Origin of the sequence: Sinorhizobium fredii USDA 257 (genome assembly GCF_000265205.3) — a bacterium.
GTDB lineage: Bacteria > Pseudomonadota > Alphaproteobacteria > Rhizobiales > Rhizobiaceae > Sinorhizobium > Sinorhizobium fredii_B.
In genome coordinates this window covers 5595521-5621759 of record NC_018000.1, presented here as the reverse complement: position 1 = coordinate 5621759, position 26239 = coordinate 5595521, and the positions used below count along the sequence as shown (strand labels likewise).

The window sequence follows — 26239 nt, the reverse complement described above, 5'->3', positions numbered from 1 at the left end:
GCGAGACTGCCCGTATAAGGGCGAGCGGAAACACTCAAGAACGAGAGACCCATCGATGAAAAGCTATGTGCTGACCGTCACCTGCAAATCCACCCGCGGCATCGTTGCCGCCGTGACCGGCTATCTGGCGGAGAAGGGCTGTTACATCAGCGACAGCTCGCAGTTCGACGATCTCGAAACGGGCCTGTTCTTCATGCGGCTCACCTTCATCAGCCAGGACGGCGCGAAGCTCGAGGAGCTGCGCGAAGGCTTCGCTCCTGTCATCAAGCGCTTCGACATGACGATGGAAGTCCGCGATTCCGAGGAGCGCACCAAGGTGCTGCTGATGGTGTCGCGTTTCGGCCATTGCTTGAACGACCTGCTCTACCGCTGGAAGATCGGCGCCCTGCCGATCGACATCGTCGGCGTCGTCTCCAACCACTTCGACTACCAGAAGGTCGTCGTCAACCACGACATCCCCTTCCACTGCATCAAGGTGACGAAGGAGAACAAGCCGAAGGCCGAAGCCCAGCTGCTGGAGCTCGTCGAGCAGACCGGTGCCGAGCTGATCGTGCTGGCCCGCTACATGCAGGTCCTGTCGGATGCGCTCTGCAAGAAGATGTCGGGGCGGATCATCAACATCCACCACTCGTTCCTGCCGTCGTTCAAGGGCGCCAACCCCTACAAGCAGGCCTATGAGCGCGGCGTCAAGCTGATCGGCGCGACGGCGCATTACGTCACCGCCGACCTCGACGAGGGGCCGATCATCGAGCAGGACATCGCCCGCATCACCCATGCGCAGTCGGCCGAGGACTATGTGTCGATCGGCCGCGACGTCGAAAGCCAGGTGCTGGCCCGCGCCGTCCATGCCCATATCCACCACCGCTGCTTCATCAACGGCAACCGCGTCGTGGTCTTCCCGCCGAGCCCGGGATCCTACGCGTCGGAACGGATGGGCTGAAGGCCAGTATCAGCCGGCGGCTCTGCTGAACGGTATGATGCCGACGGCGTTGCCTCGCAGCGTGCGGTGGATATAGTCGTCTCGAAGCTTCTGGGAGGACTAAGATGAGCAATCGTGATCCGGTGGTTATCGTTTCGGCGGCACGGACGCCGATGGGCGCCTTTCAAGGCGGTCTGAAGGAACTGACGGCCCCGGAGCTCGGGGCAGTTGCGTTGAAGGCGGCCCTCGATCGTGCCGGCCTCGATGCGGTCGACGAAGTGCTGATGGGCAACGTCCTGCCCGCCGGCCTCGGGCAGAATCCGGCCAGGCAGGCGGCGCTTGGCGCCGGGCTCGGCCAACAGACGCCGTCGACGACGGTCTCGAAGGTCTGCGGTTCCGGCATGAAGGCGCTGATGCTCGGCCATGACGCGCTTGTCTCCGGCAGTGCGTCACGCGTTGCCGTCGGCGGAATGGAGTCGATGACCAATGCCCCCTACCTCCTGCCGAAAGCCCGCGGCGGCTTCCGGCTCGGCCATGGCGAGGTCAAGGATCACATGTTCCTCGACGGGCTGGAGGACGCCTATTCCGGGCGGCTGATGGGCAACTATGCCGAGGACACCGCCCAGCACTATCAATTTTCCCGCTCCGATCAGGATGCCTTCGCGCTGCGGTCGCTCGAACGGGCGCTGAAGGCGGCGGAGGACGGATCCTTTGCCGACGAGATCGTGGCAATCACCGATGGCGGCAAGCGCGGGACTGCCAACCTCGATCGCGACGAGCAGCCGTTGAAGGCAGATCCGGCCAAGATCCCGAAGCTGAAGCCGGCCTTCCGCGACGGCGGCAGCGTCACCGCGGCAAATTCCTCGTCGATCTCCGATGGCGCTGCGGCGCTGATCTTGATGCGCGCCAGCGAGGCGGAACGGCGCGGGCTGACGCCGCTTGCGATCGTCGCCGGCCATGCAGGCCACGCCCAGGAGCCCGCCTGGTTCACGACAGCGCCGATCGGCGCCATCGACAAGCTTCTGGACAAGCTCGGCTGGGAAAAGGGAAGCGTCGGCCTCTACGAGATCAACGAGGCCTTCGCCGTCGTTGCGATGGCAGCGCTCCGCGACCTCGGCCTTTCCGACGACATCGTCAATATCCATGGCGGCGCTTGCGCTCTCGGCCACCCGATAGGTGCGTCAGGCGCCCGCATTGTCGTCTCGCTGCTCCATGCGATGCGGGCGAACGGTGTCAAGCGCGGCATAGCGTCATTGTGCATCGGCGGTGGTGAGGCGACGGCGGTGGGGCTGGAGTTGTTGCAGTAACACCTTGCTGATCAAAAAAAGCCCCTCCCCAAACCTCTCCCCACAAGGGGAGGGGCTTACGATGCCGCGCCGACTCACTCTAATTGACGGTTTTGGGAACTCGATGTTTCCAGATGGGGGCAGCGGGCCGCAGCGGACTCAAAGCCCCTCCAACCTGTGGGGAGGGATTGGGGAGGGGTTCGGTTGGCCGATCGCGTCGGGCCCAGCCCGCCGTCAAATATGCAGCGCGTGCCCTAGCGCCTTGAATGCCGCCTCCTGGAAACCTTCCGACTGGGTCGGGTGCGCATGGATCGTGCCGGCGATGTCCTCCAGACGCGCGCCCATCTCGATTGCCAGCGCAAAGGCCGACGAAAGCTCCGAGACAGCATGCCCAACTGCGTGGATGCCGAGGACGAGGTGGTTGTCGGCGCGCGCAACGACGCGCACGAAACCGTCCTCGGCAAGCGTCGTCATGGCGCGACCGTTCGCCTGGAAGGGGAACTGGCCGATCTTGACCTCGATGCCGGCCGCACGTGCCTCCTCCGGCGAGAGACCGGCGCTGACGATCTCCGGATCGGTGAAGCAGATGGCGGGAATGCAGCGCTTGTCCCAGCTGCGCTTCTGACCGGCGATGATTTCGGCAACCATTTCGCCCTGCGCCATGGCGCGGTGGGCGAGCATCGGTTCGCCGGTGACGTCGCCGATCGCATAGATGCCGCGCATCGACGTGCGGCATTGGTCGTCGATGCGGATGAACTTGCCCGAGCGATCGAGATCGATCTCCTCCAGTCCCCAGCCCTCCATCACAGGCCTGCGGCCGACGGTGACCAAAACCTTTTCGGCCGGCACCTCGAAGGCGCGGCCGTTTTCTTCGGCAAGCAAGCCGCGTCGGTCCGCCGACAGGCGCTTGGCTGCGGTGCGGGTGAAGACCTCGATCCCGAGTTCGCCGAGGCGCTTCATGACCGGCTTCGAGAGATCGGCGTCATATTGCGGCAGGACGCGGTCCATGGCTTCGAGCACGGTGACCTTCGAGCCGAGCTTGGCGAAGGCGGTGCCGAGTTCGAGGCCGATATAGCCGCCGCCGATGACGGCAAGCGTCTGCGGAACCTCCTTCAACGCCAAAGCGTCGGTCGAGGAGATGACATTGCCGCCGAACGGCAGGTCGGGAAGCTCGACCGGGACAGAGCCGGTGGCGATGACGATCGCTTCGGCGCGAATGCGCTGGACGCCGATTTCCGTTTCGACGTCCACCGTCTTGCCGTCGACGAAGCGCGCTTGGCCGATGACGGCCTTAACGCCGGCCTTCTTGAGGAGGCCCGTCACGCCGCTGCTCAGGCGCCCGACGATGCCGTCCTTCCAGGCGATCGTTCGCTTGAGGTCGATCGCCGGCGCCTCGAGCGAAAGGCCGAGCGGGCTCTTGCCGGAGGCGGCAGCGCGAAGCTTGTGAAACTCCTCTGCCGCATGGATCAGCGCCTTGGAGGGGATGCAGCCGACATTGAGGCAGGTGCCGCCTGCCTTCGCCTTCTCGACGACCACGGTGTTGATGCCGAGCTGTCCGGCCCGGATTGCTGCGACATAGCCGCCGGGGCCGGCGCCGAGCACCAGGAGCTTGCAGGAGATTTCCTTCATGTTGGCTCACCCCTCAACGAAAATCAGCGCCGGCGTTTCGAGCAGCGTCTTCAGGCGCTGCACGAAAGTGGCGGCATCCCAGCCGTCGATGACGCGGTGGTCGAAGCTCGACGACAGATTCATGATCTTGCGCGGCACGAATTGCGCCCCGTCCCAGACCGGCCGGGTGGCGATCTTGTTGACGCCGACGATCGCCACCTCCGGATGGTTGATGACCGGCGTCGAGGCGATGCCGCCAAGCGCGCCGAGCGAAGAGATGGTAATCGTCGAGCCGATCAACTCGTCGCGCGTCGCGGTGCCGGTGCGGGCCGCTTCGGCTAATCGGTTCAATTCTGCAGCGCAATCCCAGATTCGCCGTGCTTCCGCATGGCGCACGACCGGCACGGTCAAACCGGCGGGCGTCTGGGTGGCGATGCCGATATGGACGGCCGCGTGGCGGTGGATGATGCCGGCGTGGTCGTCGAAGGTGGCGTTGACGCCCGGCTGTTCGGCGACGGTCCTGACCAGCGCGCGCATCAGGAAGGGCAGGATCGTCAGCTTCGGCTGGTCGGGCTTGCGGTCGCGGTTCATCGTCGCCCGCAAGTCTTCGAGTGCGGTCACGTCCACCTCTTCCACATAGGTGATGTGGGGGATGCGCGAGGTGGAAAGCGACATCTTTTCGGCGATCCGCCGCCGCAGGCCGGCCATCTTGATTTCTTCGACTGCCGTCTTGCGGACCAGGCCGACCTGGGCCGGCTGCGGTTCGGCGCCGCGGCTGATGAAGAGGTCGAGATCCTCATGGGTGATCCGACCGGCGGGTCCCGTTCCGGACAATTGCCTGAGATCGACGCCGCGCTCCCTGGCCCGCAGCCGCACCGCCGGCGAAGCCAGCGGCTTTTTCGCGGTATCCGGCGCCTCGCGCGGCCCTGGCGATTGCCGGGGCTCGGCCTTCTCTGGCTTGGGCGGCGCTTTGGGGACAGGTGGGGCGGAGACGGCAACAGGCTCTTCCAGGACGGCTTCGGCAAGCGCTTCCGGAACGCTGTCCGGCGGTGGCTCGCCATCTTCGCCGGCGGTCTCGATCCTGACCAGTGGTGCCTTCACGGCGACCGTATCGCCGATGTCGGCGCCGAGCCAGAGCACCTTGCCGGATACCGGCGAGGGGATTTCGACGGTGGCCTTGTCGGTCATGACGGCCGCGAGCACCATGTCTTCGCGGACCGGGTCGCCCGGCTTGACGTGCCATTCGACGAGCTCGGCCTCGGCGACCCCTTCGCCGACATCCGGCATCTTGATGATGAATTCGCCCATTGCCCTATGCCTCCATCGCCTCGGTCAGCGCGCGGCCGACGCGCGCCGGACCCGGGAAGTAGTCCCATTCCTGGGCATGCGGGTAGGGCGTATCCCAGCCGGTCACCCGAACCACCGGCGCTTCGAGGTGATAGAAGCAGTGCTCCTGGACGAGAGCGACGAGTTCGCCCCCGAAGCCCGAGGTCAGAGTCGCCTCGTGCACGACGACGCAGCGCCCGGTCTTGGTGACGGACTGCACGATCGTTTCGAGATCGAGCGGCAGCAGGCTGCGCAGATCGATGACTTCCGCATCGATGCCGGTCTCCTCCACGGCCGCGAGCGCCACATGCACCATCGTTCCATAGGCGATCACGGTCAACGCTGAACCCTTGCGGCGGATTTCCGCCTTGCCGATCGGGATCGAATAGTGCCCCTCCGGCACGTCGCCGAGCTCATGCTTCGACCACGGGGTGACCGGGCGCTCGTGATGACCGTCGAAAGGGCCGTTGTAAAGCCGCTTCGGCTCCAGGAACATTACCGGATCCGGATCCTCGATCGCCGAAATCAGCAACCCCTTCGCGTCGTAGGGGTTCGACGGCACGATGACCTTGAGGCCACAGACATGGGTGAAGAGCGCTTCCGGGCTCTGGCTGTGGGTCTGGCCGCCGAAGATGCCGCCGCCGGTCGGCATGCGCACCACGATCGGACAGGTAAAGTCGCCGTTCGAGCGGTAGCGGATGCGCGCGGCCTCCTGGGTGAGTTGGTCATAGGCCGGATACATGTAATCGGCGAACTGGATTTCGACGCAGGGCTTCAGCCCATAGGCCGCCATGCCGATGGCGGTCCCGACGATGCCGGATTCGCTGATCGGCGCGTCAAAACAGCGGGTCTTGCCGTACTTCGCCTGGAGCCCCTGGGTGCAGCGAAAGACGCCGCCGAAATAGCCGACATCCTCGCCGAAGACGACGACATCCTCGTCGCGCCCCATCGAGACATCCATGGCGCTGCGCACCGCTTCGATCATTGTCATTCTGGCCATGTCAGTATCCTGCCTTCTGCCGCTGGCGGCGGATATGCGGCGGCATCTCGGCATAGACACCCTCGAAGATGTCGCGCACCGAGGGCCTGCCGCCGGCATGCAGCGTGCCGTGGCTTTCGGCTTCCTTCTGCGCCTGGATGACCGCGTCCATGATCTCGGCCTCGGCCTGAGCATGGCGCTCTTCCGACCAGGCGCCGCGCAGGATCAGGTGCTTCTTCAGCCGCAGAACCGGGTCGCCAAGCGGCCAAGCCTCCGATTCCGTCTTCGGCCGGTAGGCGCTCGGATCGTCGGAGGTCGAATGGGCACCGACACGGTAGGTCACGTATTCGATCAGCGTCGGCCCGAGATTGCGCCGCGCCCGCTCCGCCGCCCAGCGGGCGACAGCGTAGACGGCGAGATAATCGTTGCCGTCGACCCGCAGCGCCGGAATGCCGAAGCCCAGACCGCGGGCCGCAAAGGTGCCGGAGCCGCCGCGGGCGATGCCCTGGAAGGTCGAGATCGCCCATTGGTTGTTGACGATGTTGAGGATGACCGGAGCCTTGTAGGTGGAGGCGAAAACCAACGACGAGTGAAAATCCGACTCGGCCGTCGAGCCGTCGCCGATCCAGCCGGCGGCAATCCCGGTGTCGTTCTTGATGGCCGACGCCATCGCCCAGCCGACCGCCTGGACATATTGGGTCGCGAGGTTGCCGGAGATGGTGAAGAAGCCGTGCTCCTTGGAGGTGTACATCACCGGCAATTGCCGGCCATGGCAGGGATCCCTCTCGTTCGAGAAGATCTGGTTCATCATCTCGACCATCGGGTAGTCGTCGGCGATCAACAGCCCCGCCTGGCGATAGGTCGGGAAATTCATGTCGCCCTTGCGAAGTGCTCTTCTGAAGGCGCAGCTCACCGCCTCCTCACCGAGATGCTGCATGTAGAAGGATGTCTTGCCCTGGCGCTGCGCCATCAGCATGCGGGCGTCGAAGGCGCGCAGCTGCATCATATGCCGAAGACCTGACAGCAATTCCTCGTCCGAGAGGAGACCGGCCCAGGGACCGACTGCCTCGCCCTCGCGGTTGAGCACCCGGATGATCGAGTAGGCGAGGTCGCGGATCGTTTCCGGCTCCACATCGACCTCGGGCCGCGGCACGGAACCCGCCTTCGGAATCTTGACGTTGGAAAAATCGGGCTGGTCACCCGGCCGGACGGCCGGTTCGGGGACATGCAGACTCAATCGGCTGAATTCATCCATGCGGGTTCCGGCCTCCCTTCCGGATTGCGTGCCGCACTTGGGGTCAACCGCTGAGCGAAGCGCCTCGCGGTCGTGCGACGTTCGATGCCCACCGGCAGTTGCCCGGGGCGTTCCTACGCCTCGGCCATGCAGGCACCGACAACCCTCATTCTCCCAAAGGGTTACAGTCACAGACTGCCACGACTTCAGGCTTTGATGAAGGGTTTTCGACAGCAAGCCTGCGTCCGGACGAAGAAAGACAGATTCGTACCGGCGCCTGCGCCGGGCCGATCCCGGAGCCGTGACGGTGCCCCGGCGGCGCGTAATTTTCTTTCGCGACGGCTTCGAGCGAAGCAGATGGAAAACGCCGCCAGACGGGCGGCGCGATCGCCATGCGCATGCCGTCCGAGAATCGCGAGTTGGATCAGCTGTCCCGCCAATCTGTCTTTTTTCGATAAAAATACAAATTGCCGCCTTGACAGTCCGGCGGACTTCGATGTCTGTTGGCAACCGAGATGCGGGGTCGCCGAGCGCGCCAACGCTAATCCTACCAATATAGATGAGGCAGACAATGAGCGGTATTCTTGCAGGCAAGCGTGCTGTGATCAGCGCCGCAGCACAGGGTATCGGCCGCGCCGCGGCCGAAGCGTTCAGCCGGGAAGGGGCTTCGGTCATCGCGACCGACATCAACGAGGACAAGCTCGCCGAACTTGCCGCCGGGGGCATCGAGGTGGCGAAGCTCGACGTGTTGAACGAAGCGGCGATCGCCGATTTCGCGGCGCGCACCGGGGCGGTCGACGTCCTCTTCAACTGCGCCGGTTTCGTCCATGCCGGCACGATCCTGGAGACGAGCGAGAAGGACTATGATTTCGCCTTTGACCTCAACGTCAAATCGATGTTCCGGATGATCCGTGCCTTCCTGCCGGGCATGGTCGAAAAAGGCGGCGGCTCGATCATCAACATGGCGTCGGTCGCGGGCGTACCGATGGGCGTGCCGAACCGCTTCGTCTATTCCGCCAGCAAGGCGGCGGTCATCGGCCTCACCAAGTCCGTGGCAATCGACTTCATAGGCAAAAGCATTCGCTGCAACGCCATCGCTCCCGGCACCGTGCAATCGCCGTCGCTGGAGGAACGGATGCGGGCGCAGGGCAATTACGAGGAGGCGCGCGCCGCCTTCATCGCCCGCCAGCCGATGGGTCGTCTCGGCACGCCCGAGGAGATCGCCGCGCTGGCCGTCTATCTTGCCAGCGACGCCGCGGCCTATACGACCGGCCAGGTGCATGTCATCGATGGCGGCATGAGCTTGTAAGCGCGGATCTTTTCGAGCTGCGCTTGCGCCTCTATGCTCCACCCATGCCCAAAGCCGACAACAAGCTTCGCCCCGTCCTGCGCATCGACTTTCCGCCCGAGGATCGCCTCGGGCGCGGCAAGATCATGCTTCTCGAGCTGATCCGCGAAACCGGGTCGATCTCCGCCGCCGGTCGCGCCATGGACATGTCCTACCGCCGCGCCTGGCTGCTGGTCGATGCGCTCAACCGGATGTTCAATGAGCCCGCAGTCGAGTCGCAGCGGGGCGGCAAGCAGGGTGGTGGCGCGGTCCTTACCGCTTTCGGCGAGGCGCTGATCGAGCGCTTTCGGGCCATGGAGGAGAAGTCCAACGCCGCGATCGCCGACGACCTCGACTGGCTCGAGGCGGCGCGCGACGAAGGTGCAAATGTTACCCCTCCCCAACCCCTCCCCACAAGGGGGAGGAGCTAGGTGCCTGCTGCGCCCGAGGGCCATTTTCCCAAGCTCGACCCTGCAGGAACGGTCCAAACGAGGCGGAGTGGGTGCGGCAGGTTAAGCCCCTCCCACCTGTGGGGAGGGGTTTTTGGGTCTATATCTAATAATCCAGCGCCACGGTCTTGATGATGACGTGGACTGGTTTGCCCGGCTCGAGCCCGAGCGCCTCGCGGGACAGGGCGGTGATGCGGGCGACGATGATATTGCCGCCGCAATCGACGCGCACGTCGATACTGCCCTGATGAACCGGCGATAGGTCGACGATCGTTCCCCGCAGGACGTTCAGCGCGCTGATCCCTTCCAGCTTCGTCGTGGCGAGCATCACATCACGCCCGGCGATATAGAGGCGAAGCCGATGGCCTGGCGCCGTGACGAGATGCGGTATGCGGATCAGGCATTCGCCGGCACGCACCACGGTCAGATTATGCGTGGCGTCATGACTGTCGACCACGCCTTCGATCAAGGCGCCTGTCTCCCGCCGCTCGATCGCGGCCGTCGACCGGCTGAGAATGGCGGCGGCCGCGCCGGATGCTTTGACCCGGCCGTCCTCGATGACGACGACGCGCTCCGCCAGCCGCGCCACCTCCGCGACGGAATGGCTGACATAGACGATCGGTATCCGCGTCTCGTCGCGAAGCCGCTCCAGATAGGGCAGGATCTCCGCCTTTCTCGCCTCGTCGAGGGCAGCGAGCGGTTCGTCCATCAAGAGCAGCCGCGGTGCGGCAAGCAGCGCCCGGCCGACGGCGACACGCTGGCGCTCGCCGCCGGAGAGCGTCGAGGGACGACGCTCGAGCAGATCCCCGATACCGAGCATCTCGACGACCTTTGCGAACTCGGACGTGGACTTGCCTGCAGCGGCGAACCAGCGCCCATAGGCGAGATTCTTGCGGACGCTCAAATGCGGAAAGAGCCGGGCTTCCTGGAACACGTAGCCGAAGCGCCGGCGGTGCACGGGGGTGAAGAGCCGGCGCTTGCTGTCGGCGATCACGTCTCCGTCGAGCAGGATGCGGCCGGCATCAGGTTTCAGAAGCCCGGCGATGATGTTGATCAGCGACGTCTTTCCGGAGCCGGAACGGCCGAAAAGCGCCGTCACGCCGCCCTCCGAGCGGAACGCGGCGTCGATCACGAAAGAGCCGATCCGGTGGCGCGCTTCGACCTCGAGGCTCATGCGGCGACCGTCCGTCGCGCCGCGGCGGCGGCAAGGAATTCCGACAGCATCAGCGCCGCCATCGAGATGACGATCGAGATGACGGCGAGGCGCATGGCGCCGGCGTCCCCGCCCGGAACCTGGGTCAAGCTGTAGATCGCGGCGGATAGCGTCTGCGTCTCGCCGGGGATGTTCGAGACGAAAGTAATGGTCGCGCCGAACTCGCCCATCGCCTTGGCGAAGGAAAGGATCATGCCGGCGACGATGCCGGGAAGGATCAACGGCAGGGTCACGGTCAGGAACACCCAGGCCGGATTGGCACCGAGCGTCGCGGCGGCATCCTCCAGCTTGCGATCGACCGCTTCGATCGACAGCCGGATGCTGCGCACCATCAGCGGAAAGCCCATGACGGCGCAGGCGAGCGCCGCGCCGGTCCAGCGGAAGGAAAAGACAAGCCCGAAATTCTCGGCAAGAAAAGCGCCGATCGGGCCGCGCCGCCCGAACAGGATGAGCAGCACGAAGCCGGTGACCACCGGCGGCAGGATCAGCGGCATGTGGACGAGGCCGTTCAGGAGCGACTTGCCCCAGAAACGTCCGCGCGCCAGCGCCATGGCGACCAGCAGTGCGAGCGGCAGGCTGGAAAGCATGGCGACCGTTGCCACGCGCAGGCTCAAGCGGACGGCTGTCCATTCCGCGTCGCTCAGAGCCGTCCAGTCCAAGTTCGTGCTCCCGTATTGCATGAGGTGCCGCGCCAATACGTAAACGACGCGACCATGTTCTGCCCGCTCGACGGCCGGTGGCGCAAGGCCCTATTCGAGGACGATGAAGCCTTGTGCCTCGAAGAGTGCCGCGGCCCTGGGCGACTTGACGTATTCGAGATAGGCGGCGGAATCCGGGTTCTTGCTCTCGGCGGTGATGGCGATCGGGTAGATGATCGGCGGATGGCTGTCTTCAGGGAAGGTTCCGACCACCTTCACGCCCGGATCGGCGGTCGCATCGGTCTTGTAGACGATGCCGTAGGGTGCCTCGCCGCGCGAAACGAGAAGCAGGGCGGCGCGGACGCTTTCGGCCCCGGCTAACTTCTTGGCGACCGTCGGCCAGATGCCGAGCTTTTCGAGTGCCGCCTTGCCGTATTTGCCGGCCGGGACCGACTCGACGGCGCCCATTGCCAGGCGTTCGTCGCCGAGCAGGCCGGCGAGGTCGAGGCCAGGCTTGATCTCGACAGGTTGGGCATCCGTCTCGGCGGAAACGAGGACGATGCGGTTACCGAGCAGGTTGAAGCGGCTGTCGCTTTTGATCAGCTTTTTCTCGGCAAGATAGTCCATCCAGGCGAGATCGGCCGAGACGAAGATATCGGCCGGGGCACCCTGCTCGATCTGCTTTGCGAGCGCCGAGCTCGCCGCGTAGGAGGCGGTCGTCTCTTTTCCGCTCTCCTTTTTCCATTCAGCATTCACAGAGTCGAGCGCGTTCTTCAGGCTCGCCGCAGCGAATATCGTTACCCTTTCCTGCGCCTCGGCCGGGGCGAATGCCGCGCCCGCCAATGTCATGCCGAGCGCCAGCACCAAACCGGTAATCCCGAAACCTTTCAGCCACTCTCTCCGTCTCATCAACACGCCTGCCTCCATCTCTCTCGTGATATTTATTAGGATATAACGGTTCTCGGTCTTGGTTAGCGCTATATCCAAAGAAATACAATGCCTCGCGACAGGGGTAATCAAAGCGGTGAACTGAGGGGACAAATACGGCGCCGGTGCTTGCGATGGGGGCTCATCGGTCTAAATTCCGGAACGGAATGAAGCGAGGCGATATCCATGGATGCGACGATCAGGCTGGAGGAGAGCTGGAAGGCCGTGCTGACGCCGGAATTCCGGCATGGCTACATGGCCGAGCTCAAGCGCTTTCTTGTGGACGAGAAGCAGCAGGGCCGGCAGATCTTTCCGAGAGGCAGCGAGTATTTCCGGGCGCTTGACCTGACGCCGCTCGACAAGGTCCGCGTCGTCATCCTTGGCCAGGATCCCTATCATGGCGACGGCCAGGCGCACGGGCTTTGCTTCAGCGTACGGCCGGGTGTGCGCACCCCGCCGTCGCTCGTCAACATCTACAAGGAGCTTCGCGACGACCTCGGCATTTCACCGGCCCGTCACGGTTTCCTCGAAAGCTGGGCGCGTCAGGGTGTGCTGCTGTTGAACAGCGTGCTGACGGTGGAGCGGGGCCGGGCCGCCTCGCACCAGGGCAAGGGCTGGGAACGCTTTACCGACGCGGTCATCCGCGCCGTCAACGAGCAGGCGCAGCCGGTCGTCTTCATGCTTTGGGGCTCCTACGCGCAGAAGAAAGCTGCCTTCGTCGATCGCTCCCGGCACCTGGTGCTGACTGCGCCGCATCCGTCGCCGCTCTCGGCGCATTCCGGCTTCCTCGGCTGCAAGCATTTTTCGAAAGCCAATGCCTTCCTGCAGTCGAAGGGGCTCGATCCGATCGACTGGCGGCTGCCGGACGACCCTCCTCTCGCCGTCGATCGGCAGATTGCGGCGCCCTGCTGACGCCCTCGTTGCGCCCCCTGTCGTCAATGGACCTTGCGCCGCTGATCCCGATCCGCCAAAGACTGGCCGACGCGTAGCGCGCAGGCGGGAGAGACGGCATGCGGCATATCCTGATCATCGGTATAGGTGCAGGCAATCCCGAACACATCACGGTCCAGGCGATCAATGCGTTGAACCGGGCCGACGTTCTGATCATCCCGACCAAGGGAGCGAAGAAGACGGAGCTTGCAGAAGTACGCCGCGATATCTGCGCCCGCTACGTGACGCGCAGCGACAGCCGGACCGTCGAATTCGCCGTGCCGGTCCGACGGATCGAGGGACGCAGCTACGTACAAAGCGTCGACGATTGGCATGCGAGCATCGCCGCGACTTACGAGGCGCTGCTTGAGAGCGAGCTTGCGGAAGGGCAGACTGGCGCCTTCCTCGTCTGGGGCGATCCGATGCTCTACGACAGCACGATCCGGATCGTCGAAAGGGTCCGCGCGCGGGGCAGCGTAGCGTTCGAATTCGAGGTAATCCCCGGCATCACCAGCCTCCAGGCGCTCTGCGCCAGCCATCGCATTCCGCTCAACCTCGTCGGCAAGCCCGTCGAGATCACTACCGGCCGCCGGCTTGCCGAGAGCTTTCCACACAAGAACGAGACGGCCGTCGTGATGCTCGATGGCGAACAAGCCTTCCAGAGGATCGATGATCCGGATGCGGAAATCTATTGGGGCGCCTATCTCGGCACGCCGGACGAACTCGTCATTTCCGGGCGTCTCGCCGATGTGAAGGAAGAAATCGTGGAGGCAAGGGCCGCGGCGCGCGAGCGCATGGGCTGGATCATGGACATCTATCTTCTGCGCAAGGGAGCGGACTTCGACGAGTAGCCCGACGTTCCGCAGGAGACGGCTTGTCCGGGCTTTGATCTCTCTCAAGGAAGGCGGCTGTGATATAGGCTCTATCACGGATGCGGAGTGTGAAGCCGCAATGTGCCCAGGGATGATGGAACAACGATGAAGAGCTGCGTTGCGCCCGGGTCTCAAACGGAGACCGGCCGATCGATGCGTCGCGGCGCCTGCCCGTCGCTCGCAGCGCCAATGCGGACTGGAGACGGTCTGCTCGTGCGGCTGCGTCCGGCGATCGATGGTTTGACTCCCGCCGAGTTGAGAGCGTTGGCCGAAGCGGCCGCGGCCTGCGGCAGCGGCATCATCGAGATCACCGCGCGGGGCAACCTGCAAATCCGTGGGCTGACCGCATCCACCGTACCGAACCTTGCTGCCGCGATCGGCGAGGCGGGAATTGCCCTTGCCGATGGGATTGCGATCGAAACGCCGCCGCTTGCCGGAATCGATGCGAGCGAAACCGCTGATCCGCGGCCGTTGGCCGCAGCTTTGCGCGCCGCGATTGCCGATCGACGACCAACGTTTGTGCTAGCGCCGAAACTGTCCATCGTTATCGATGGACGTGGCCGCTTCCACCTGCGGGACGTTGCCGCCGATCTGCGGCTTGAAGCGCGGAACAGCGACGATGGTCTTCGCTGGCTGTTGTCGCTTGGCGGCGCGCCGCGCCCAGAACGGCCCGTTGCGCTGCTGGAGACCGAACGGGTCGTCGCCGCGGTGACGGAGGTTCTGGCGGAACTCGATGCCCTTGGCGCGGCCGCCCGCGGCCGTGACCTCGATGCGGATCGCATCCGGCAGCGCTTCTCCGCCGACCGCGACATCTTGCCGGCGCCGGGGGGTGGCGCCTTGCCATTCTTGCCGGCGGGCATTCACGATTTCGGCGACGGGCGCATCGTGCTCGGTGTCGCCCTTGCTTTTGCCCAGACGGACAGCGCCAATCTCATCGCCTTTCTACAGCGCGCCGAGGAACTGGGTGCGTCGGAAATACGCTTCGCGCCGCGCCATGGCATCCTCGTCCTCGGTCTATCGAGCGAGGCTGCGGCTGTCGCGCAACGCATCGCGCTGTCTCAGGGGTTTGTGGTCGCCGCCGATGATCCGCGCAATCACATCGCGACCTGCGCCGGCCTTGCCTGCGCCTCGGCGCTGATGGACACCAAGGCGACAGCCAGGCTATTGGTCGAAGTCGGCGCTGACCTTCTCGACGGCTCGCTCGCAATCCATCTCTCCGGCTGCGCCAAGGGATGCGCCAGGCCCAAGCCATCTGCGCTGACGCTTGTCGGTGCGCCATCAGGATATGCGCTTGTCGTAAATGGCGCTGCTTCCGTCGCGCCAAGCGCCTACAGGGATGAAAACGGAATAAGAACCGCGCTGGCCAGGCTCAATGCGCTCGTGCGAGAAAACAAAGACGCTGGCGAATCGGCGCTCTCCTGTCTTACACGGCTCGGGACCGCGCGCATCGTCGTGGCGTTTGAACAGGGATAGAAATGCCTGATTACGATTATATCCGCGATGGCAACGCCATCTACGAGCGTTCCTTCGCGATCATCCGGGCAGAAGCCGATCTTTCCGGCTTCTCGGAAGAGGAGGCCGATCTTGCGGTGCGCATGGTCCATGCCTGCGGGTCGGTAGAGGCGGCGCGTCAGTTCGTCTTCTCTGCCGATTTCGTCTCCGCCGCACGCGATGCGCTGACGAACGGCGCCCCGATATTCTGCGACGCGGAAATGGTCGCCCATGGCGTGACCCGGGCGCGGCTGCCGGCCGGCAACGAGGTGATCTGCACGCTCCGGGATCCGCGCACGGTGGAGATCGCCGCGGAGATCGGCAACACACGCTCGGCGGCGGCCCTGAGACTTTGGGGTGAGCGGATGGCGGGCTCGGTCGTTGCCATCGGCAATGCGCCAACCGCGCTCTTCTATCTCCTGGAGATGCTGCGCGACGGCGCGCCGAAGCCCGCGGCGATCCTCGGCATGCCGGTCGGCTTTGTCGGCGCGGCCGAATCGAAGGACGCGCTCGCCGAGAATTCCTATGGCGTTCCCTTCGCGATCGTCCGTGGCCGACTGGGCGGCAGTGCGATGACGGCGGCGGCGCTGAACTCGCTCTCGAGGCCGGGCCTGTGAGCGGGCCTGGCAGACTGATCGGCGTCGGAACCGGGCCCGGCGACCCTGAGCTTTTGACCGTGAAGGCAGTGCGGGCGCTCGGCGAGGCGGACGTCGTCGCCTATTTCGCCAAGGCGGGGCGCAACGGCAACGGCCGCGCCGTCGTCGAGCACGTTTTGAAGCCTGACCTTGTCGAACTGCCGCTCTACTATCCGGTGACGACCGAAATCGACAAGGACGACGAGGCTTACAAGCGGCAGATCACCGACTTCTACAATGCCTCCGCAGAAGCGGTCGCCGTCCATCTCATGGCGGGGCGGATCGTCGCCGTGCTCAGCGAGGGCGACCCGCTGTTCTACGGTTCCTACATGCACCTGCATGTGCGGCTCGCGGGCCGTTTTCCGGTCGAGGTCATTCCCGGCATCACGGCGATGTCCGGCTGCTGGTCGCTTGCCGGCCTGCCGCTGGTGCAGGGGGACGACGTTCTCTCGGTTCTTCCCGGCACGATGGGCGAGGACGAGCTCAAGCGCCGTCTTGCCGACACCGAAGCAGCCGTGATCATGAAAGTCGGCCGCAACCTGCCGAAGATCCGCCGTGCCCTTGCGGCGGCCGGCAGGCTCGACGCGGCAGTCTATGTCGAGCGCGGCACGATGAAAAACGCGGCGATGGTTCCGCTCGGCGACAAGCCGGATGACGAGGCGCCCTATTTCTCGCTCGTGCTTGTTCCCGGCTGGAAAGATCGGCCGGGCTCAAAGGACAAACCATGACCGGCAAGCTCTTCATCGTCGGCACCGGCCCCGGGAATCCGGCGCAGATGACGCCGGAGGCACAGGATGCGATCGCCGTTGCGGCCGAATTCTTCGGCTACGGTCCCTATCTCGACCGCCTCCATCTGCGGGCCGATCAACGGCGCATCGCCTCAGACAACCGCGAGGAGCTCGACCGAGCCCAGGCGGCGCTTGCACGCGCGAGCCAAGGTGTCGATGTTTGCGTGGTTTCCGGCGGCGACCCGGGCATCTTCGCGATGGCCGCGGCCGTCTGCGAGGCGATCGACAAAGGCCCGGCGGAATGGCGGCAGGTTGATCTTATCATCACCCCCGGCGTTACCGCCATGCTTGCCGTCGCAGCGCGTATCGGCGCGCCGCTCGGCCACGATTTCTGCGCCATGTCGCTGTCGGACAACCTGAAACCATGGGATGTCATCACCAAGCGGCTCAGGCTTGCCGCCGCGGCGGGGCTGGTCATCGCCCTCTATAACCCGATCAGCAAGGCGCGTCCCTGGCAGCTCGGCAAGGCCTTTGAGGTGCTGCGCGCGGTGCTGCCTGGAAGCGTTCCGGTGATTTTCGGCCGCGCCGCCGGCCGGCCGGACGAGCGCATCGCGGTCATCCCGCTCGGCGAAGCCGATCCCGACCTCGCCGACATGGCGACCTGCGTGATCATCGGCTCGCCGGAGACGCGCATCGTTGCCCGCGACGGCAAGCCGGATCTTGTCTATACGCCGCGGTCCTTTACCGGGGACAGCCGTTGATGGATGCGTTCGAGCGCCTCATCACACGTGTAGACCGTCGGCACCTCGGCAGGCTTATGGCGCTCGACCATCACCACTTCGAGCCCCAGCTTACGGGCCGCGGCGACCTTGCCGTAGGTCGCGGTGCCGCCGCTGTTCTTGGCGACGATAACATCGATTGCATGCTTGCCGAGCAATTCAAGCTCGTCGGCTTCGGCGAACGGCCCGTGAGCGAGGATCGCGGTGGCCTCGGGAAGGTTCAGCGGCGGCGTCACGGGATCGACACTGCGCACGACATAGCTGTGCTGCGGCGCCTTCTCGAAATGGAAGGCCTCCTGGCGGCCGATTGCCAGGAAGACGCGGCGCGGCGCGGCGCCAAGGGCGGAGACCGCCTCGGCCACGCTTACGACGCGCGTCCAGCGATCGCCCGGTTGGGCCTCCCAGGCGGGTCTGCGGAGTCCGAGGAGCGGCACTCCGGTTGCCGCTGCCGCGGTTGCAGCATTGTGGGACATACGCGCGGCAAAGGGATGGGTCGCATCGACGAGCAGGGACACCTTCTCAAGCTCCAGGAAGACGGCAAGCCCTTCGGCGCCGCCGAAGCCGCCGATGCGCGTCGGCAAGGGCTGCGGCCGCGGATCGGCCGTGCGGCCGGCCAGCGAGATCGCCGCGTCGTAGCGCCGATAACCCGCGAGGCGCTCGGCAAGCTGCCGCGCCTCGGTGGTGCCGCCAAGGATCAGGATGCGGGGTCTGCCCATGGCTGACATGTCGAACAGCGTCTCGGCCATTGTCGCTCCCTGGTTGACCGTGATCGGTATCGGCGAAGATGGTGTAGCCGGTCTCGGCGACGAGGCCAAGCGCCTCATTGCTACAGCCCCCGTCGTCTTCGGCGGCGTCCGCCACATTGAGCTCGCGGCATCCTTGATCCAAGGGGATAGCGAGGTCTGGCAGAGCCCCTTCGAAAAGTCGGTCGAGGCGATCGTTTCAAGGCGAGGGAGTCCCGTCGTGGTGCTCGCCTCCGGCGATCCATTCCTCTACGGCGTAGGCGCCACGCTGGCGCGCCGCATCGATGTCGCCGAGATGCGGACGATCCCTGCGCCCTCGGCCTTCAGCCTGGCAGCCTCGCGGCTCGGCTGGGCGCTGCAGGAGGCGGCAACCGTCTCGCTGCATGGGCGATCGCTCGATCTCATTCGGCCGCAGCTGCAGCCGGGCGCCCGCATTGTGGCGCTGACGTCGGATGAGAACGGTCCGAAGGCGCTCGCCGAACTGCTCAGCGAAAGCGGATTCGGTCAGTCTCGACTTACCGTTCTCGAGGCGCTTGGCGGGGGACGGGAGCGCGTCTCCCGGCACATAGCCGCGAGCTTCGCACTGGAGAAGGCCCATTCGCTGAACGTCTGCGCCCTCGAAGTCTTTGCCGATGCGGGAGCGCGCATCCTGCCGCTTGCCGGCGGCCGCGACGATGCGCTTTTCGAGCATGACGGCCAGATCACCAAGCGCGAGGTGCGGGCGCTGACGCTTTCGGCGCTGGCGCCGCGCAAGGGCGAGCTTCTCTGGGACATCGGCGCCGGCTCCGGCTCGATCGCCATCGAATGGATGCTGGCGGACCCGGCGATGCGGGCGATCGCCATCGAGGCATCGTCCGAACGGGCAGCGCGGATCGGTCGCAATGCCGCCTGCTTCGGCGTGCCCGGCCTGGCGGTGGTCGAGGGGCAGGCGCCGGACGCGCTTCGCGGACTGACCAGCCCGAACGCGATCTTCGTCGGCGGCGGCGGCAGCGATCCTGGCGTCATGGAGGCGGCGATCGCAGCACTGTGCTCCGGCGGTCGGTTGGTCGCCAATGCCGTCACGACGGCAATGGAAGCGGTACTCCTTGCCCATCACGCCCGTCTCGGCGGCTCGCTGATCCGCATCGATATCGCCCGGGCGTCGCCGGTCGGCACGATGACAGGCTGGCGGCCGGCCATGCCGGTGACGCAATGGTCCTGGGTCAAGCCCTGAACTCTCAAGAGGATAGACTATGACGGTTCATTTCATCGGCGCAGGACCAGGCGCAGCAGATCTCATCACGGTCAGGGGCAGGGACCTGATCGGCCGCTGCTCCGTCTGCCTCTATGCCGGTTCGATCGTTTCGCCGGAGCTCCTGCAATACTGCCCGCCCGGTGCCCGCATCGTCGACACGGCGCCGATGTCGCTCGACGAGATCGAGGCGGAATATGTGCGCGCGGCTGAAGCCGGAGAGGATGTGGCGCGGCTGCATTCCGGTGACCTTTCCGTCTGGAGTGCGATGGCCGAGCAGATCCGGCGTCTGGAGAAACACGGCATCGGCTACACGATGACGCCGGGCGTGCCGGCCTTCGCCGCTGCCGCGGCAACGCTCGGCCGCGAATTGACCATTCCGGCCGTGGCCCAAAGCCTCGTGCTGACCCGCGTTTCCGGCCGCGCATCACCGATGCCGAATAGCGAAACGCTGGCGGCCTTCGGCGCCACCGGTTCGACGCTGGCGATCCACCTGGCCATCCATGCGCTCGACCGCGTCGTCGAGGAGCTGACGCCGCTCTACGGCGCCGATTGCCCGGTGGCGATCGTCGTCAAGGCCACCTGGCCGGATGAGCGTGTCCTGCGCGGCACGCTCGGCGACATCGTTGCCAAGGTCGCGGCCGAGCCGATCGAGCGCACGGCGCTGATCTTCGTCGGACCGGGGTTGGAAGCCTCGGATTTCCGGGAGAGCTCTCTTTATGACGCGGCCTATCAGCGCCGTTTCCGCGGCCGCGAATAGAACGGGTTCATTCCGCATCCGGTTCGGACGCGGGCTTCGGCTTGCGCGGAACGTCGCGCCGATCCGCGACGCGATCGCGGTAGAGGGCCGCCTGACCGAGCAGCATCAACGTCACCGGCGTCGTCACTGTGACGAAGAAGACGATCAGCAGTTCGTGGAAGATCCAGCGGCTCTGCAGCACTACAAAGCAGAGCATCGAGGCCAGGCAGATGAGGATCGTGCCGCCGCTCGTGGCGATCGTCGGGGCGTGCAGGCGGTCGTAGAAGCTCGGAAGCCGCAACAGTCCGAGCGAGCCGATGAGCGTCATCGCCGCTCCGAGAAGCAGCAATCCGCAAACGACGATCGCCGCCCAGGACGGCAGGTCGGTCAGATGGCTCATTCGATCACCTCGCCGCGCATGAGGAATTTCGCGAAAGCGATCGAGGAGGCGAAACCGATCAGGGCGATGATCAGCGCCGTCTCGAAATAGATCGAATTGGCCGTGCGAATGCCGAAGGCAAGCAGCATCAGCATGGCGTTGATATAGAGCGTGTCGAGGCCGAGGATGCGATCCTGGGCGCGCGGCCCCTTGATGATCCGGTAGAGGGCGAAGGCCATCGCCAAGGCGAGCATGACCTGTGCAAGCAGGACCGACCAGACGATTGCAAGCGCGATCATTCAAGTATCTCCTTCAGTCCCGCTTCGTAACGCTTGACCGTTCGCCGCCAGAGATCCTCGTTCTCGATATCCAGCACATGCAGGAGCAGGCTCTTCTGACGCCGGTCGTATTCGAGCCAGGCGGTGCCTGGGGTCGCAGTCAGGATGCAGGCGAGCAGGGCGAGCGCATTCTCGTTCTCCAGGTCGACATCGACGGCCATGAAACCGGTATTTGCCGGTCTGCGTCGGGCCCGCAGGATGATCCCGGCGACCGCGACATTCGAGCGAATGATGTCGGCGACGACGGCAAGCCCGAACGCTGCCATAAGCCCCAGACGGCGGAGGCGCGATTGGGCCGGCCGCAGCTTCACCATGACCCAGCCGAGAAGGGTGCTCAGGACGACGCCGACGATGATCGAGCCGGGTGCCACCGACTGGTTGAGCAGCAACCACATGAGGAAGAGGGCAATCGAGAATAGCGGGTAAGGATACCAGACGCGCATCTCTATTGGCCTCCCGCCCTGGGTGCGGAAAGGACCCGCTCGCTGTGGGCGAGGGGGGCGAGCAGATCGTTCGCGGTCGCCTGCATGTATCGCATTGCGGGGCCGGCCTGGAAGCTTAGGAAAACGCAGGCGGCGAGCAGAACGGCAACGGGCGTGATCTCGATGACGACGACGCGCGGTATGGTTCCCTCGATCGAAGACCAGAAGGTCCGGATGCCGACCCGGTTCATGGCGATCATGGCGGCGAGACCCGAAACGATGAGGAGCGCCACATAGGTCCAGTCGGCGGCGGAAATGACGCTCGCTGGATTTGCCTCCGGCAAGTCGAAGAGTCCGCGCAGCAGCGCGAATTTTGCGATGAAGCCGGAAAGTGGCGGCAGACCGGAGAGGAGAATGGCGCAGAGGCAAAAGCAGAGGCCGAGAATGGCCATCGTGCCCGGAATCGCGACGCCCACTTCCTCCTCTTCTTCATCCTCGTCGAAGTCGCCATAGGCTTCCATCGTCACCGCCAGAACGTCGGCGCCGGCGTCGCGGCCGCGTTCAACAAGCTCGATGAGCAGGAAGAAAGCAGCAATCGTCAGCGTCGAGCTGACGAGATAGAGGAGGGCGCCGGCGAGCATTTCCGGTCGTCCGAGGCCGATCGCCGCAAGCAGTGTCCCGGAAGAGACGAGCACCGAATAGGCGGCAAGCCGCCCCATGGCCTGCGAAGCAAGCACGCCGATGGTCCCGAAGGCGATCGTCAACATGCCGCCGGTCAGAAGCCAGTCCTGGCCGAAACCGGCCGATGCGCCCGCCGCGGTTCCGAAGACGAGCATATGCAGGCGGAGAATGACATAGATGCCGACCTTCGTGAGGATGGCGAAGACGGCGGCGACCGGCGGCGTCGCCGCCGCATAGGCGGTCGGCAGCCAGAAGCTCAACGGCCACATGCCCGCCTTGACGAGAAAGGCGACGCCCAGCACTGCGGCGCCGGTTTCGACGAACCGCCGGCTTTCCGGTGCAAGCGTGGCGAGCTTCGTCGCGAGATCGGCCATGTTGAGCGTGCCGGTGGCGCCGTAGATCAGGGCGACGCCGATCAGGAACAGCGACGAGGCGGCGAGATTGATGGCGACGTAATGCAGCCCGGCTTTGACGCGCAACGGTCCGGAACCGTGCAGCAGCAGGCCGTAGGACGCGGCAAGCATCATCTCGAAGAACACGAAGAGATTGAACAGGTCGCCCGTCAGGAATGCGCCGTTGAGACCCGCGACAAGCAGCTGGAACAGCGAGTGGAAATGGTGTCCGGCCGTGTGCCAGCGGGCCATGGAATAGACCTGGGCGGCGAGCGCCAGGCCGCTTGCGAGGCAGAGCATCAGCGCCGACAGGCGGTCGAGGACGAGGACAATGCCGAACGGCGCCGGCCAGTTGCCGAGCTGGTAGACGCCGGCGCTCGGCAGGCTGCCTTCACCTAGGGCGGCGAGCCGCATCAGGATCATGGTGACGACGAAGACGACGAGCGTCGATGCGAAGCCGATGGCCCCCTTCAGGGTGCGGTCGCGTTCATCGATCGGGATCAGCACCGCGGCGACGGCTAGCGGCAGCAGGATCGGCAGGATCAGGAGGTGGTGCAGCCAATCAGTCACCGCGCGGGGGCTCCCTTCCGTCGACATGGTCGGTGCCCGTGAAGCCGCGTGAAGCGAGCAGCACGACCAGAAAGAGCGCGGTCATGGCGAAACCGATGACGATCGCGGTCAGGACGAGGGCCTGCGGAACGGGGTCGGTGTAGCGCAACAGGTCGCCCGAGCCGCCGGGCTCGAGCACCGGCGGGGCGTTCACCCGCAGTCGCCCCATGCTGAAGATGAAGAGATTGACCGCATAGGAGAGCAGCGAAAGCCCGATGATCACCTGATAGGTTCGCGGTCTCAGGAGAAGATAGACGCCCGATGCGGCCAGCGCGCCGATGCCGGCGGAGAGAATGAGCTCCATTACTGTGCCGCCTCCCTTTCGGGTCGCGCGGCGCGCATATGCGCGCGCGCCGCGCGGCGGACCGACTGGTGCGCCAGCGCGATGAGCATCAACACGGTGGCGCCGAGCACGAGCGAGAAGACGCCAAGGTCGAAAAGAATGGCGCTTGCGAGCGGAATCTTGCCGATGATCGGCAGGCTGGCATATTCGGAGCGGGATGTGAGGAACGGATAGCCGAAGAGCCAGGATCCGACGCCGGTGGCCAAGGCCACGAGGAGACCGATGCTCATCCAGCGAAGCGGGTGAATGCGCAGCCGCTCCTCCACCCAGCGGGTGCCGCCGGACATGTATTGCAGGATAAAGCCGATCGACATGGCGATGCCGGCGGCAAATCCGCCGCCCGGCAGGTCGTGGCCGCGCAGGAACAGATAGGCGGCGAGCATGCCGGTGACCGGGAACATCCAGCGCATGATTACCGAGGGGATGTGAAGATATTCGGCGACGCTGTCGCCCTCCGCCCTCTCGGGATGGTGGTCGTCATAGGCGTTCTGCACTCTTTGCTGTTCGGGCGATTCCAGGCTGTCCAGGTGCGGGCGGAAGCGCAGCAGGAGCGCAAAGACCGTGAGTGCCACGATTGAGAGCACGGCGATTTCGCCGAGCGTGTCGAAGCCGCGGAAATCGACCAGGATGACGTTGACCACGTTCGTGCCGCCGCCCTCGTGGTAGGCCTGTCCGAGGAAATAGCTGGCGATGGTGCCGGGGGTCGAAGGCCGTGTCATCACCGTGTAAGCGACGAGTGCGACCCCGCTACCCGCCATGGTCGCGAGCAGGAAGTCGCGCAGGCGCCTGAAGCGGACCTTCAGCGGTATATCCGGCGTCTCAGGCTCCTCGATGCGCTTCGGCAACCAGCGTAGCCCAAGCAGGATGAGCACCGTGGTGACGATCTCGACGAGGAGTTGGGTGACGGCAAGGTCGGGAGCGGACAGCCAGACGAAGGTAATGCAGGTGACGAGCCCGGCACCGCCGAGGAGCACGAGCGATGCCAGGCGGTGGAATTTTGCCAGGAAGGCCGAGCCGACAGCGCAGGCGATGCCTATTCCCCAGAGCAGGGCGAAGGCGGGATCGATGCCGCGGATGAGCAGCGGCGGCAGCCGAAAGCCGCCAATCGCGAGAGGCAGGGCGCCGGCAGCGAGCGCCAGGAACACCAGGAGCCGCATCTGCGGCTGCAGATGGCGCGTGCCGAGGCTTTGCTCGAGCGAGCGGGCCCATTTCCACGATAGCGTTACCAGCACCCGCTCGAAGATGCGCTGTCCCTCGAGCAGGCGGAAGACCGGCGGCCCCTCCACTCCCGTCTTGAGATAGGAGCGCATCAGGAAGTAGAGCCCGACGCCGCCCGAGAGCGCCACGAAGCTCATGATCAGCGGGATGTTCCAGCCATGCCAGACGGAGAGGCTGTAGACCGGCGTTTCCTCACGCAGGATCGAGACGACGGCGGTGTGCAGGAACGGCCCGATCGTCTGTGCGGGAATGATCCCGACCACCAGGCAGGCGAGCACCAGAAAGTCGACGGGCGCCCGCATCCAGCGTGGCGGCTCGTGCGGTTTCTTCGGCAGGTCGGACGGCAGCGGCCCGTAGAAGACACTATGGATGAAGCGCAGCGAATAGGTCACCGAAAACATGCTTGCGATCGTCGCCACATAGGGGGTCGCCGTGTCGAGCGTATTGACGAGATGCGTTTCGATCGCTTCGGCGAAGAACATTTCCTTCGACAGGAAGCCGTTGAGCAGCGGCACACCGGCCATCGCGGCACTCGCGACCATGGCGAGCGTCGCGGTGATCGGCATGTAGTGGAAAAGTCCGCTCAGCCGGCGCATGTCGCGCGTGCCGGTTTCATGGTCGATGATGCCGGCGGCCATGAACAGCGAGGCCTTGAAGGTCGCGTGGTTGACGATATGGAAGACCGCGGCGACGGCGGCCAGCGGGCTGCCGAGGCTCAAGAGAACGGTGATCAGCCCGAGATGGCTGATTGTCGAGTAGGCGAGCAGCCCCTTCAGGTCCTGCTGAAAGATCGCGAAATAGGCGCCGAGCAGCAGCGTCGTCAGGCCTGCCAGGCCGACAATCCAGAACCAGGCTTCCGTGCCGGCCATGACCGGCCAAAGCCGCACCAGCAAAAAGACGCCGGCCTTCACCATCGTCGCCGAATGCAGATAGGCCGAAACCGGTGTCGGTGCGGCCATTGCGTGCGGCAGCCAGAAGTGAAAAGGGAATTGGGCGCTCTTTGTCAGGGCGCCGAGCAGGACGAGAACCAGGATCACATTATAGAGGGGATCGTTGCGGATCGCATCGCCTGAGGCGAGCACGGCGTCGAGATCGTAGCTGCCGACAGCTCGGCCGATCAGCAGCAAGCCGACGAGCATCGCAAGGCCGCCCATGCCGGTCATCGTCAGAGCGATGCGCGCGCCGTCGCGCGCATGCGCGTTGTGATGCCAGTAGCCGATCAACAGGAACGAAACGATGCTCGTCAGCTCCCAGAATACCGCGAGCAGAATGAGGTTGCCGGAAAGCACCACGCCGAGCATCGAACCCATGAAGGCAAGGAAGAGCGCGAAGAAGCGCGGTACGGGGTCTTCCTCGGCCATGTAGTAGCGGGCGTAGAGGACGACGAGAAATCCGATAGCCGTGATCAGCGCCGAAAACAGCCAGGCGAAACCGTCCATGCGCAATGTGAAGTTCAGCCCCAGTTCGGGAATCCAGTTGAGCTCAAAGCGCAGCACGCCGCCGGTCGCGACGTAAGGATAGAGGCCGGCGGTTACCAGGAAACAGATGAGGGCGATCGCGCCTGCGAACCAGGCCGTGGCGCCGCGTTGATCGGACGGAAAGAAGATTGCGATGAGGCTTCCCCCGAACGGGGCGAGAATGAAGACGGACAGCAATTTTTCCGCGTATTCGATCGTTCGGCCCTCTCGGTCAGAGTGTATCGGAGATGGAACCGCTGGTTCCGCAGGGACAGCCGCAGAAGCAGTTGTCGCCGACAATGCCAGATCACCCGCGAAGCGGCAGAGGCATATGTTTTTATGACTT

At 65.0% G+C, this 26239-nt stretch carries 26 protein-coding genes; 12 read left to right on the top strand and 14 right to left on the bottom strand.

Annotated features, from left to right (window positions below; genetic code table 11):
* Positions 1-55: 55 nt before the first annotated feature.
* Both purU and USDA257_RS26370 read left to right on the top strand, forming a co-directional pair.
* Positions 56-940, top strand: a complete 885-nt coding sequence (gene purU, locus USDA257_RS26375) for a formyltetrahydrofolate deformylase (RefSeq protein ID WP_014766044.1) — start codon at positions 56-58, stop codon at positions 938-940.
* Between the two features lie 104 nt (positions 941-1044).
* Entirely contained in the window at positions 1045-2226 is a 1182-nt protein-coding gene (locus tag USDA257_RS26370) for an acetyl-CoA C-acyltransferase (RefSeq protein ID WP_014766043.1), read from the top strand.
* 213 nt (positions 2227-2439) lie between these two features.
* Here the strand turns inward: USDA257_RS26370 and lpdA are convergent, their stop codons facing one another.
* Genes lpdA through USDA257_RS26350 form a run of 4 tightly spaced genes read right to left on the bottom strand, consistent with a single transcriptional unit; the run spans position 2440 to position 7373 of the window.
* The gene (gene lpdA / locus USDA257_RS26365) at positions 2440-3834 is read right to left on the bottom strand and encodes a dihydrolipoyl dehydrogenase (protein WP_014766042.1); all 1395 of its coding nucleotides are present in this window, start codon (positions 3832-3834) and stop codon (positions 2440-2442) included.
* A 6-nt stretch (positions 3835-3840) separates the two neighbouring features.
* Positions 3841-5121 carry a dihydrolipoamide acetyltransferase family protein gene (locus tag USDA257_RS26360; RefSeq protein ID WP_014766041.1) on the bottom strand — a complete coding sequence of 427 codons (1281 nt, stop codon included), beginning with the start codon at positions 5119-5121 and terminating at the stop codon, positions 3841-3843.
* Positions 5122-5125: 4 nt separating this feature from the next.
* Positions 5126-6139, bottom strand: a complete 1014-nt coding sequence (locus tag USDA257_RS26355) for an alpha-ketoacid dehydrogenase subunit beta (RefSeq protein ID WP_014766040.1) — start codon at positions 6137-6139, stop codon at positions 5126-5128.
* A gap of 1 nt (position 6140) precedes the next feature.
* Positions 6141-7373, bottom strand: coding sequence for a 3-methyl-2-oxobutanoate dehydrogenase (2-methylpropanoyl-transferring) subunit alpha (locus tag USDA257_RS26350; RefSeq protein ID WP_014766039.1), 1233 nt, complete (start codon positions 7371-7373; stop codon positions 6141-6143).
* Positions 7374-7923: 550 nt separating this feature from the next.
* Between USDA257_RS26350 and USDA257_RS26345 the strand changes: the two genes are divergently transcribed.
* Both USDA257_RS26345 and USDA257_RS26340 read left to right on the top strand, forming a co-directional pair.
* On the top strand, positions 7924-8661 hold the full coding sequence (locus tag USDA257_RS26345) for an SDR family oxidoreductase (RefSeq protein ID WP_014766038.1): 738 nt from the start codon (positions 7924-7926) through the stop codon (positions 8659-8661).
* 44 nt (positions 8662-8705) lie between these two features.
* Positions 8706-9110: a winged helix-turn-helix domain-containing protein gene (locus USDA257_RS26340; RefSeq protein ID WP_014766037.1), complete on the top strand. Its 405-nt coding sequence runs from the start codon at positions 8706-8708 to the stop codon at positions 9108-9110.
* Positions 9111-9234: 124 nt separating this feature from the next.
* Here USDA257_RS26340 and modC read toward each other — a convergent pair whose 3' ends face one another.
* The 3 genes from modC to modA all read right to left on the bottom strand — a co-directional run bounded on the left by modC (position 9235) and on the right by modA (position 11891).
* A complete protein-coding gene (modC, locus tag USDA257_RS26335) occupies positions 9235-10302 on the bottom strand; it encodes a molybdenum ABC transporter ATP-binding protein (RefSeq protein ID WP_014766036.1) in 1068 nt (355 codons plus the stop codon).
* Positions 10299-11021 carry a molybdate ABC transporter permease subunit gene (gene modB / locus USDA257_RS26330; protein WP_041414688.1) on the bottom strand — a complete coding sequence of 241 codons (723 nt, stop codon included), beginning with the start codon at positions 11019-11021 and terminating at the stop codon, positions 10299-10301. Before modB ends, modC begins: the two co-directional genes overlap by 4 nt.
* Positions 11022-11090: 69 nt before the next feature.
* Positions 11091-11891 (bottom strand): molybdate ABC transporter substrate-binding protein, encoded by an 801-nt coding sequence (gene modA / locus USDA257_RS26325; RefSeq protein WP_161623560.1) that lies wholly within the window; start codon positions 11889-11891, stop codon positions 11091-11093.
* 201 nt (positions 11892-12092) lie between these two features.
* On the opposite strand from modA, the gene ung reads away from it, so the two are divergent.
* The 6 genes from ung (at position 12093) to USDA257_RS26295 (ending at position 17323) form a co-directional block, all read left to right on the top strand.
* The gene (gene ung, locus USDA257_RS26320) at positions 12093-12818 is read left to right on the top strand and encodes a uracil-DNA glycosylase (protein WP_014766033.1); all 726 of its coding nucleotides are present in this window, start codon (positions 12093-12095) and stop codon (positions 12816-12818) included.
* 98 nt (positions 12819-12916) lie between these two features.
* Positions 12917-13687, top strand: a complete 771-nt coding sequence (gene cobF, locus USDA257_RS26315; protein WP_014766032.1) for a precorrin-6A synthase (deacetylating) — start codon at positions 12917-12919, stop codon at positions 13685-13687.
* A 126-nt stretch (positions 13688-13813) separates the two neighbouring features.
* The gene (gene cobG, locus USDA257_RS26310; protein ID WP_041414687.1) at positions 13814-15181 is read left to right on the top strand and encodes a precorrin-3B synthase; all 1368 of its coding nucleotides are present in this window, start codon (positions 13814-13816) and stop codon (positions 15179-15181) included.
* Positions 15182-15183: 2 nt separating this feature from the next.
* Positions 15184-15816, top strand: a complete 633-nt coding sequence (locus tag USDA257_RS26305; protein WP_014766030.1) for a precorrin-8X methylmutase — start codon at positions 15184-15186, stop codon at positions 15814-15816.
* Positions 15813-16562 carry a precorrin-2 C(20)-methyltransferase gene (locus USDA257_RS26300; RefSeq protein ID WP_014766029.1) on the top strand — a complete coding sequence of 250 codons (750 nt, stop codon included), beginning with the start codon at positions 15813-15815 and terminating at the stop codon, positions 16560-16562. Before USDA257_RS26305 ends, USDA257_RS26300 begins: the two co-directional genes overlap by 4 nt.
* A complete protein-coding gene (locus USDA257_RS26295) occupies positions 16559-17323 on the top strand; it encodes a precorrin-3B C(17)-methyltransferase (RefSeq protein ID WP_014766028.1) in 765 nt (254 codons plus the stop codon). The genes USDA257_RS26300 and USDA257_RS26295 overlap by 4 nt, the downstream gene beginning before the upstream one ends.
* Here the strand turns inward: USDA257_RS26295 and USDA257_RS26290 are convergent.
* Positions 17287-18087: a cobalt-precorrin-6A reductase gene (locus USDA257_RS26290; protein ID WP_041415634.1), complete on the bottom strand. Its 801-nt coding sequence runs from the start codon at positions 18085-18087 to the stop codon at positions 17287-17289. The two genes, USDA257_RS26295 and USDA257_RS26290, sit on opposite strands and share 37 nt — an antisense overlap.
* Between USDA257_RS26290 and USDA257_RS26285 the strand changes: the two genes are divergently transcribed.
* Entirely contained in the window at positions 18065-19297 is a 1233-nt protein-coding gene (locus USDA257_RS26285; protein ID WP_041415632.1) for a bifunctional cobalt-precorrin-7 (C(5))-methyltransferase/cobalt-precorrin-6B (C(15))-methyltransferase, read from the top strand. The two genes, USDA257_RS26290 and USDA257_RS26285, sit on opposite strands and share 23 nt — an antisense overlap.
* A 19-nt stretch (positions 19298-19316) precedes the next feature.
* A complete protein-coding gene (gene cobM, locus USDA257_RS26280; protein WP_014766025.1) occupies positions 19317-20075 on the top strand; it encodes a precorrin-4 C(11)-methyltransferase in 759 nt (252 codons plus the stop codon).
* Between the two features lie 7 nt (positions 20076-20082).
* On the opposite strand, the gene mnhG is transcribed toward cobM, so the two are convergent.
* Genes mnhG through USDA257_RS26250 form a run of 6 tightly spaced genes read right to left on the bottom strand, consistent with a single transcriptional unit; the run spans position 20083 to position 26091 of the window.
* The gene (mnhG, locus tag USDA257_RS26275; RefSeq protein ID WP_014766024.1) at positions 20083-20454 is read right to left on the bottom strand and encodes a monovalent cation/H(+) antiporter subunit G; all 372 of its coding nucleotides are present in this window, start codon (positions 20452-20454) and stop codon (positions 20083-20085) included.
* A complete protein-coding gene (locus USDA257_RS26270) occupies positions 20451-20732 on the bottom strand; it encodes a K+/H+ antiporter subunit F (protein ID WP_014766023.1) in 282 nt (93 codons plus the stop codon). The genes mnhG and USDA257_RS26270 overlap by 4 nt, the downstream gene beginning before the upstream one ends.
* On the bottom strand, positions 20729-21214 hold the full coding sequence (locus USDA257_RS26265) for a Na+/H+ antiporter subunit E (protein WP_014766022.1): 486 nt from the start codon (positions 21212-21214) through the stop codon (positions 20729-20731). Before USDA257_RS26265 ends, USDA257_RS26270 begins: the two co-directional genes overlap by 4 nt.
* 2 nt (positions 21215-21216) lie before the next feature.
* Positions 21217-22863 (bottom strand): monovalent cation/H+ antiporter subunit D, encoded by a 1647-nt coding sequence (locus USDA257_RS26260; protein WP_041414686.1) that lies wholly within the window; start codon positions 22861-22863, stop codon positions 21217-21219.
* Positions 22829-23179, bottom strand: coding sequence for a Na+/H+ antiporter subunit C (locus USDA257_RS26255; RefSeq protein ID WP_014766020.1), 351 nt, complete (start codon positions 23177-23179; stop codon positions 22829-22831). The genes USDA257_RS26260 and USDA257_RS26255 overlap by 35 nt, the downstream gene beginning before the upstream one ends.
* Complete coding sequence (locus tag USDA257_RS26250) at positions 23179-26091, bottom strand: monovalent cation/H+ antiporter subunit A (RefSeq protein WP_041414684.1); 2913 nt, start codon at positions 26089-26091, stop codon at positions 23179-23181. The genes USDA257_RS26255 and USDA257_RS26250 overlap by 1 nt, the downstream gene beginning before the upstream one ends.
* Between the last annotated feature and the right edge of the window lie 148 nt (positions 26092-26239).

Excerpts from the sequence above, each read along its gene's own strand:
- cobM (WP_014766025.1), top strand. The coding sequence starts at position 19,317 with ATGACGGTTCATTTCATCGGCGCAGGACCAGGCGCAGCAGATCTCATC.
- USDA257_RS26360 (WP_014766041.1), bottom strand. The coding sequence starts at position 5,121 with ATGGGCGAATTCATCATCAAGATGCCGGATGTCGGCGAAGGGGTCGCC.
- ung (WP_014766033.1), top strand. The coding sequence starts at position 12,093 with ATGGATGCGACGATCAGGCTGGAGGAGAGCTGGAAGGCCGTGCTGACG.
- USDA257_RS26295 (WP_014766028.1), top strand. The coding sequence starts at position 16,559 with ATGACCGGCAAGCTCTTCATCGTCGGCACCGGCCCCGGGAATCCGGCG.
- USDA257_RS26265 (WP_014766022.1), bottom strand. The coding sequence starts at position 21,214 with ATGCGCGTCTGGTATCCTTACCCGCTATTCTCGATTGCCCTCTTCCTC.
- modC (WP_014766036.1), bottom strand. The coding sequence starts at position 10,302 with ATGAGCCTCGAGGTCGAAGCGCGCCACCGGATCGGCTCTTTCGTGATC.
- cobG (WP_041414687.1), top strand. The coding sequence starts at position 13,814 with ATGAAGAGCTGCGTTGCGCCCGGGTCTCAAACGGAGACCGGCCGATCG.
- modB (WP_041414688.1), bottom strand. The coding sequence starts at position 11,021 with ATGCAATACGGGAGCACGAACTTGGACTGGACGGCTCTGAGCGACGCG.
- USDA257_RS26370 (WP_014766043.1), top strand. The coding sequence starts at position 1,045 with ATGAGCAATCGTGATCCGGTGGTTATCGTTTCGGCGGCACGGACGCCG.
- USDA257_RS26260 (WP_041414686.1), bottom strand. The coding sequence starts at position 22,863 with ATGTCGACGGAAGGGAGCCCCCGCGCGGTGACTGATTGGCTGCACCAC.
- USDA257_RS26355 (WP_014766040.1), bottom strand. The coding sequence starts at position 6,139 with ATGGCCAGAATGACAATGATCGAAGCGGTGCGCAGCGCCATGGATGTC.
- purU (WP_014766044.1), top strand. The coding sequence starts at position 56 with ATGAAAAGCTATGTGCTGACCGTCACCTGCAAATCCACCCGCGGCATC.
- USDA257_RS26255 (WP_014766020.1), bottom strand. The coding sequence starts at position 23,179 with ATGGAGCTCATTCTCTCCGCCGGCATCGGCGCGCTGGCCGCATCGGGC.
- USDA257_RS26305 (WP_014766030.1), top strand. The coding sequence starts at position 15,184 with ATGCCTGATTACGATTATATCCGCGATGGCAACGCCATCTACGAGCGT.
- USDA257_RS26350 (WP_014766039.1), bottom strand. The coding sequence starts at position 7,373 with ATGGATGAATTCAGCCGATTGAGTCTGCATGTCCCCGAACCGGCCGTC.
- USDA257_RS26270 (WP_014766023.1), bottom strand. The coding sequence starts at position 20,732 with ATGATCGCGCTTGCAATCGTCTGGTCGGTCCTGCTTGCACAGGTCATG.
- USDA257_RS26290 (WP_041415634.1), bottom strand. The coding sequence starts at position 18,087 with ATGGCCGAGACGCTGTTCGACATGTCAGCCATGGGCAGACCCCGCATC.
- mnhG (WP_014766024.1), bottom strand. The coding sequence starts at position 20,454 with ATGAGCCATCTGACCGACCTGCCGTCCTGGGCGGCGATCGTCGTTTGC.
- cobF (WP_014766032.1), top strand. The coding sequence starts at position 12,917 with ATGCGGCATATCCTGATCATCGGTATAGGTGCAGGCAATCCCGAACAC.
- USDA257_RS26285 (WP_041415632.1), top strand. The coding sequence starts at position 18,065 with ATGTCGAACAGCGTCTCGGCCATTGTCGCTCCCTGGTTGACCGTGATC.
- lpdA (WP_014766042.1), bottom strand. The coding sequence starts at position 3,834 with ATGAAGGAAATCTCCTGCAAGCTCCTGGTGCTCGGCGCCGGCCCCGGC.
- USDA257_RS26345 (WP_014766038.1), top strand. The coding sequence starts at position 7,924 with ATGAGCGGTATTCTTGCAGGCAAGCGTGCTGTGATCAGCGCCGCAGCA.
- USDA257_RS26340 (WP_014766037.1), top strand. The coding sequence starts at position 8,706 with ATGCCCAAAGCCGACAACAAGCTTCGCCCCGTCCTGCGCATCGACTTT.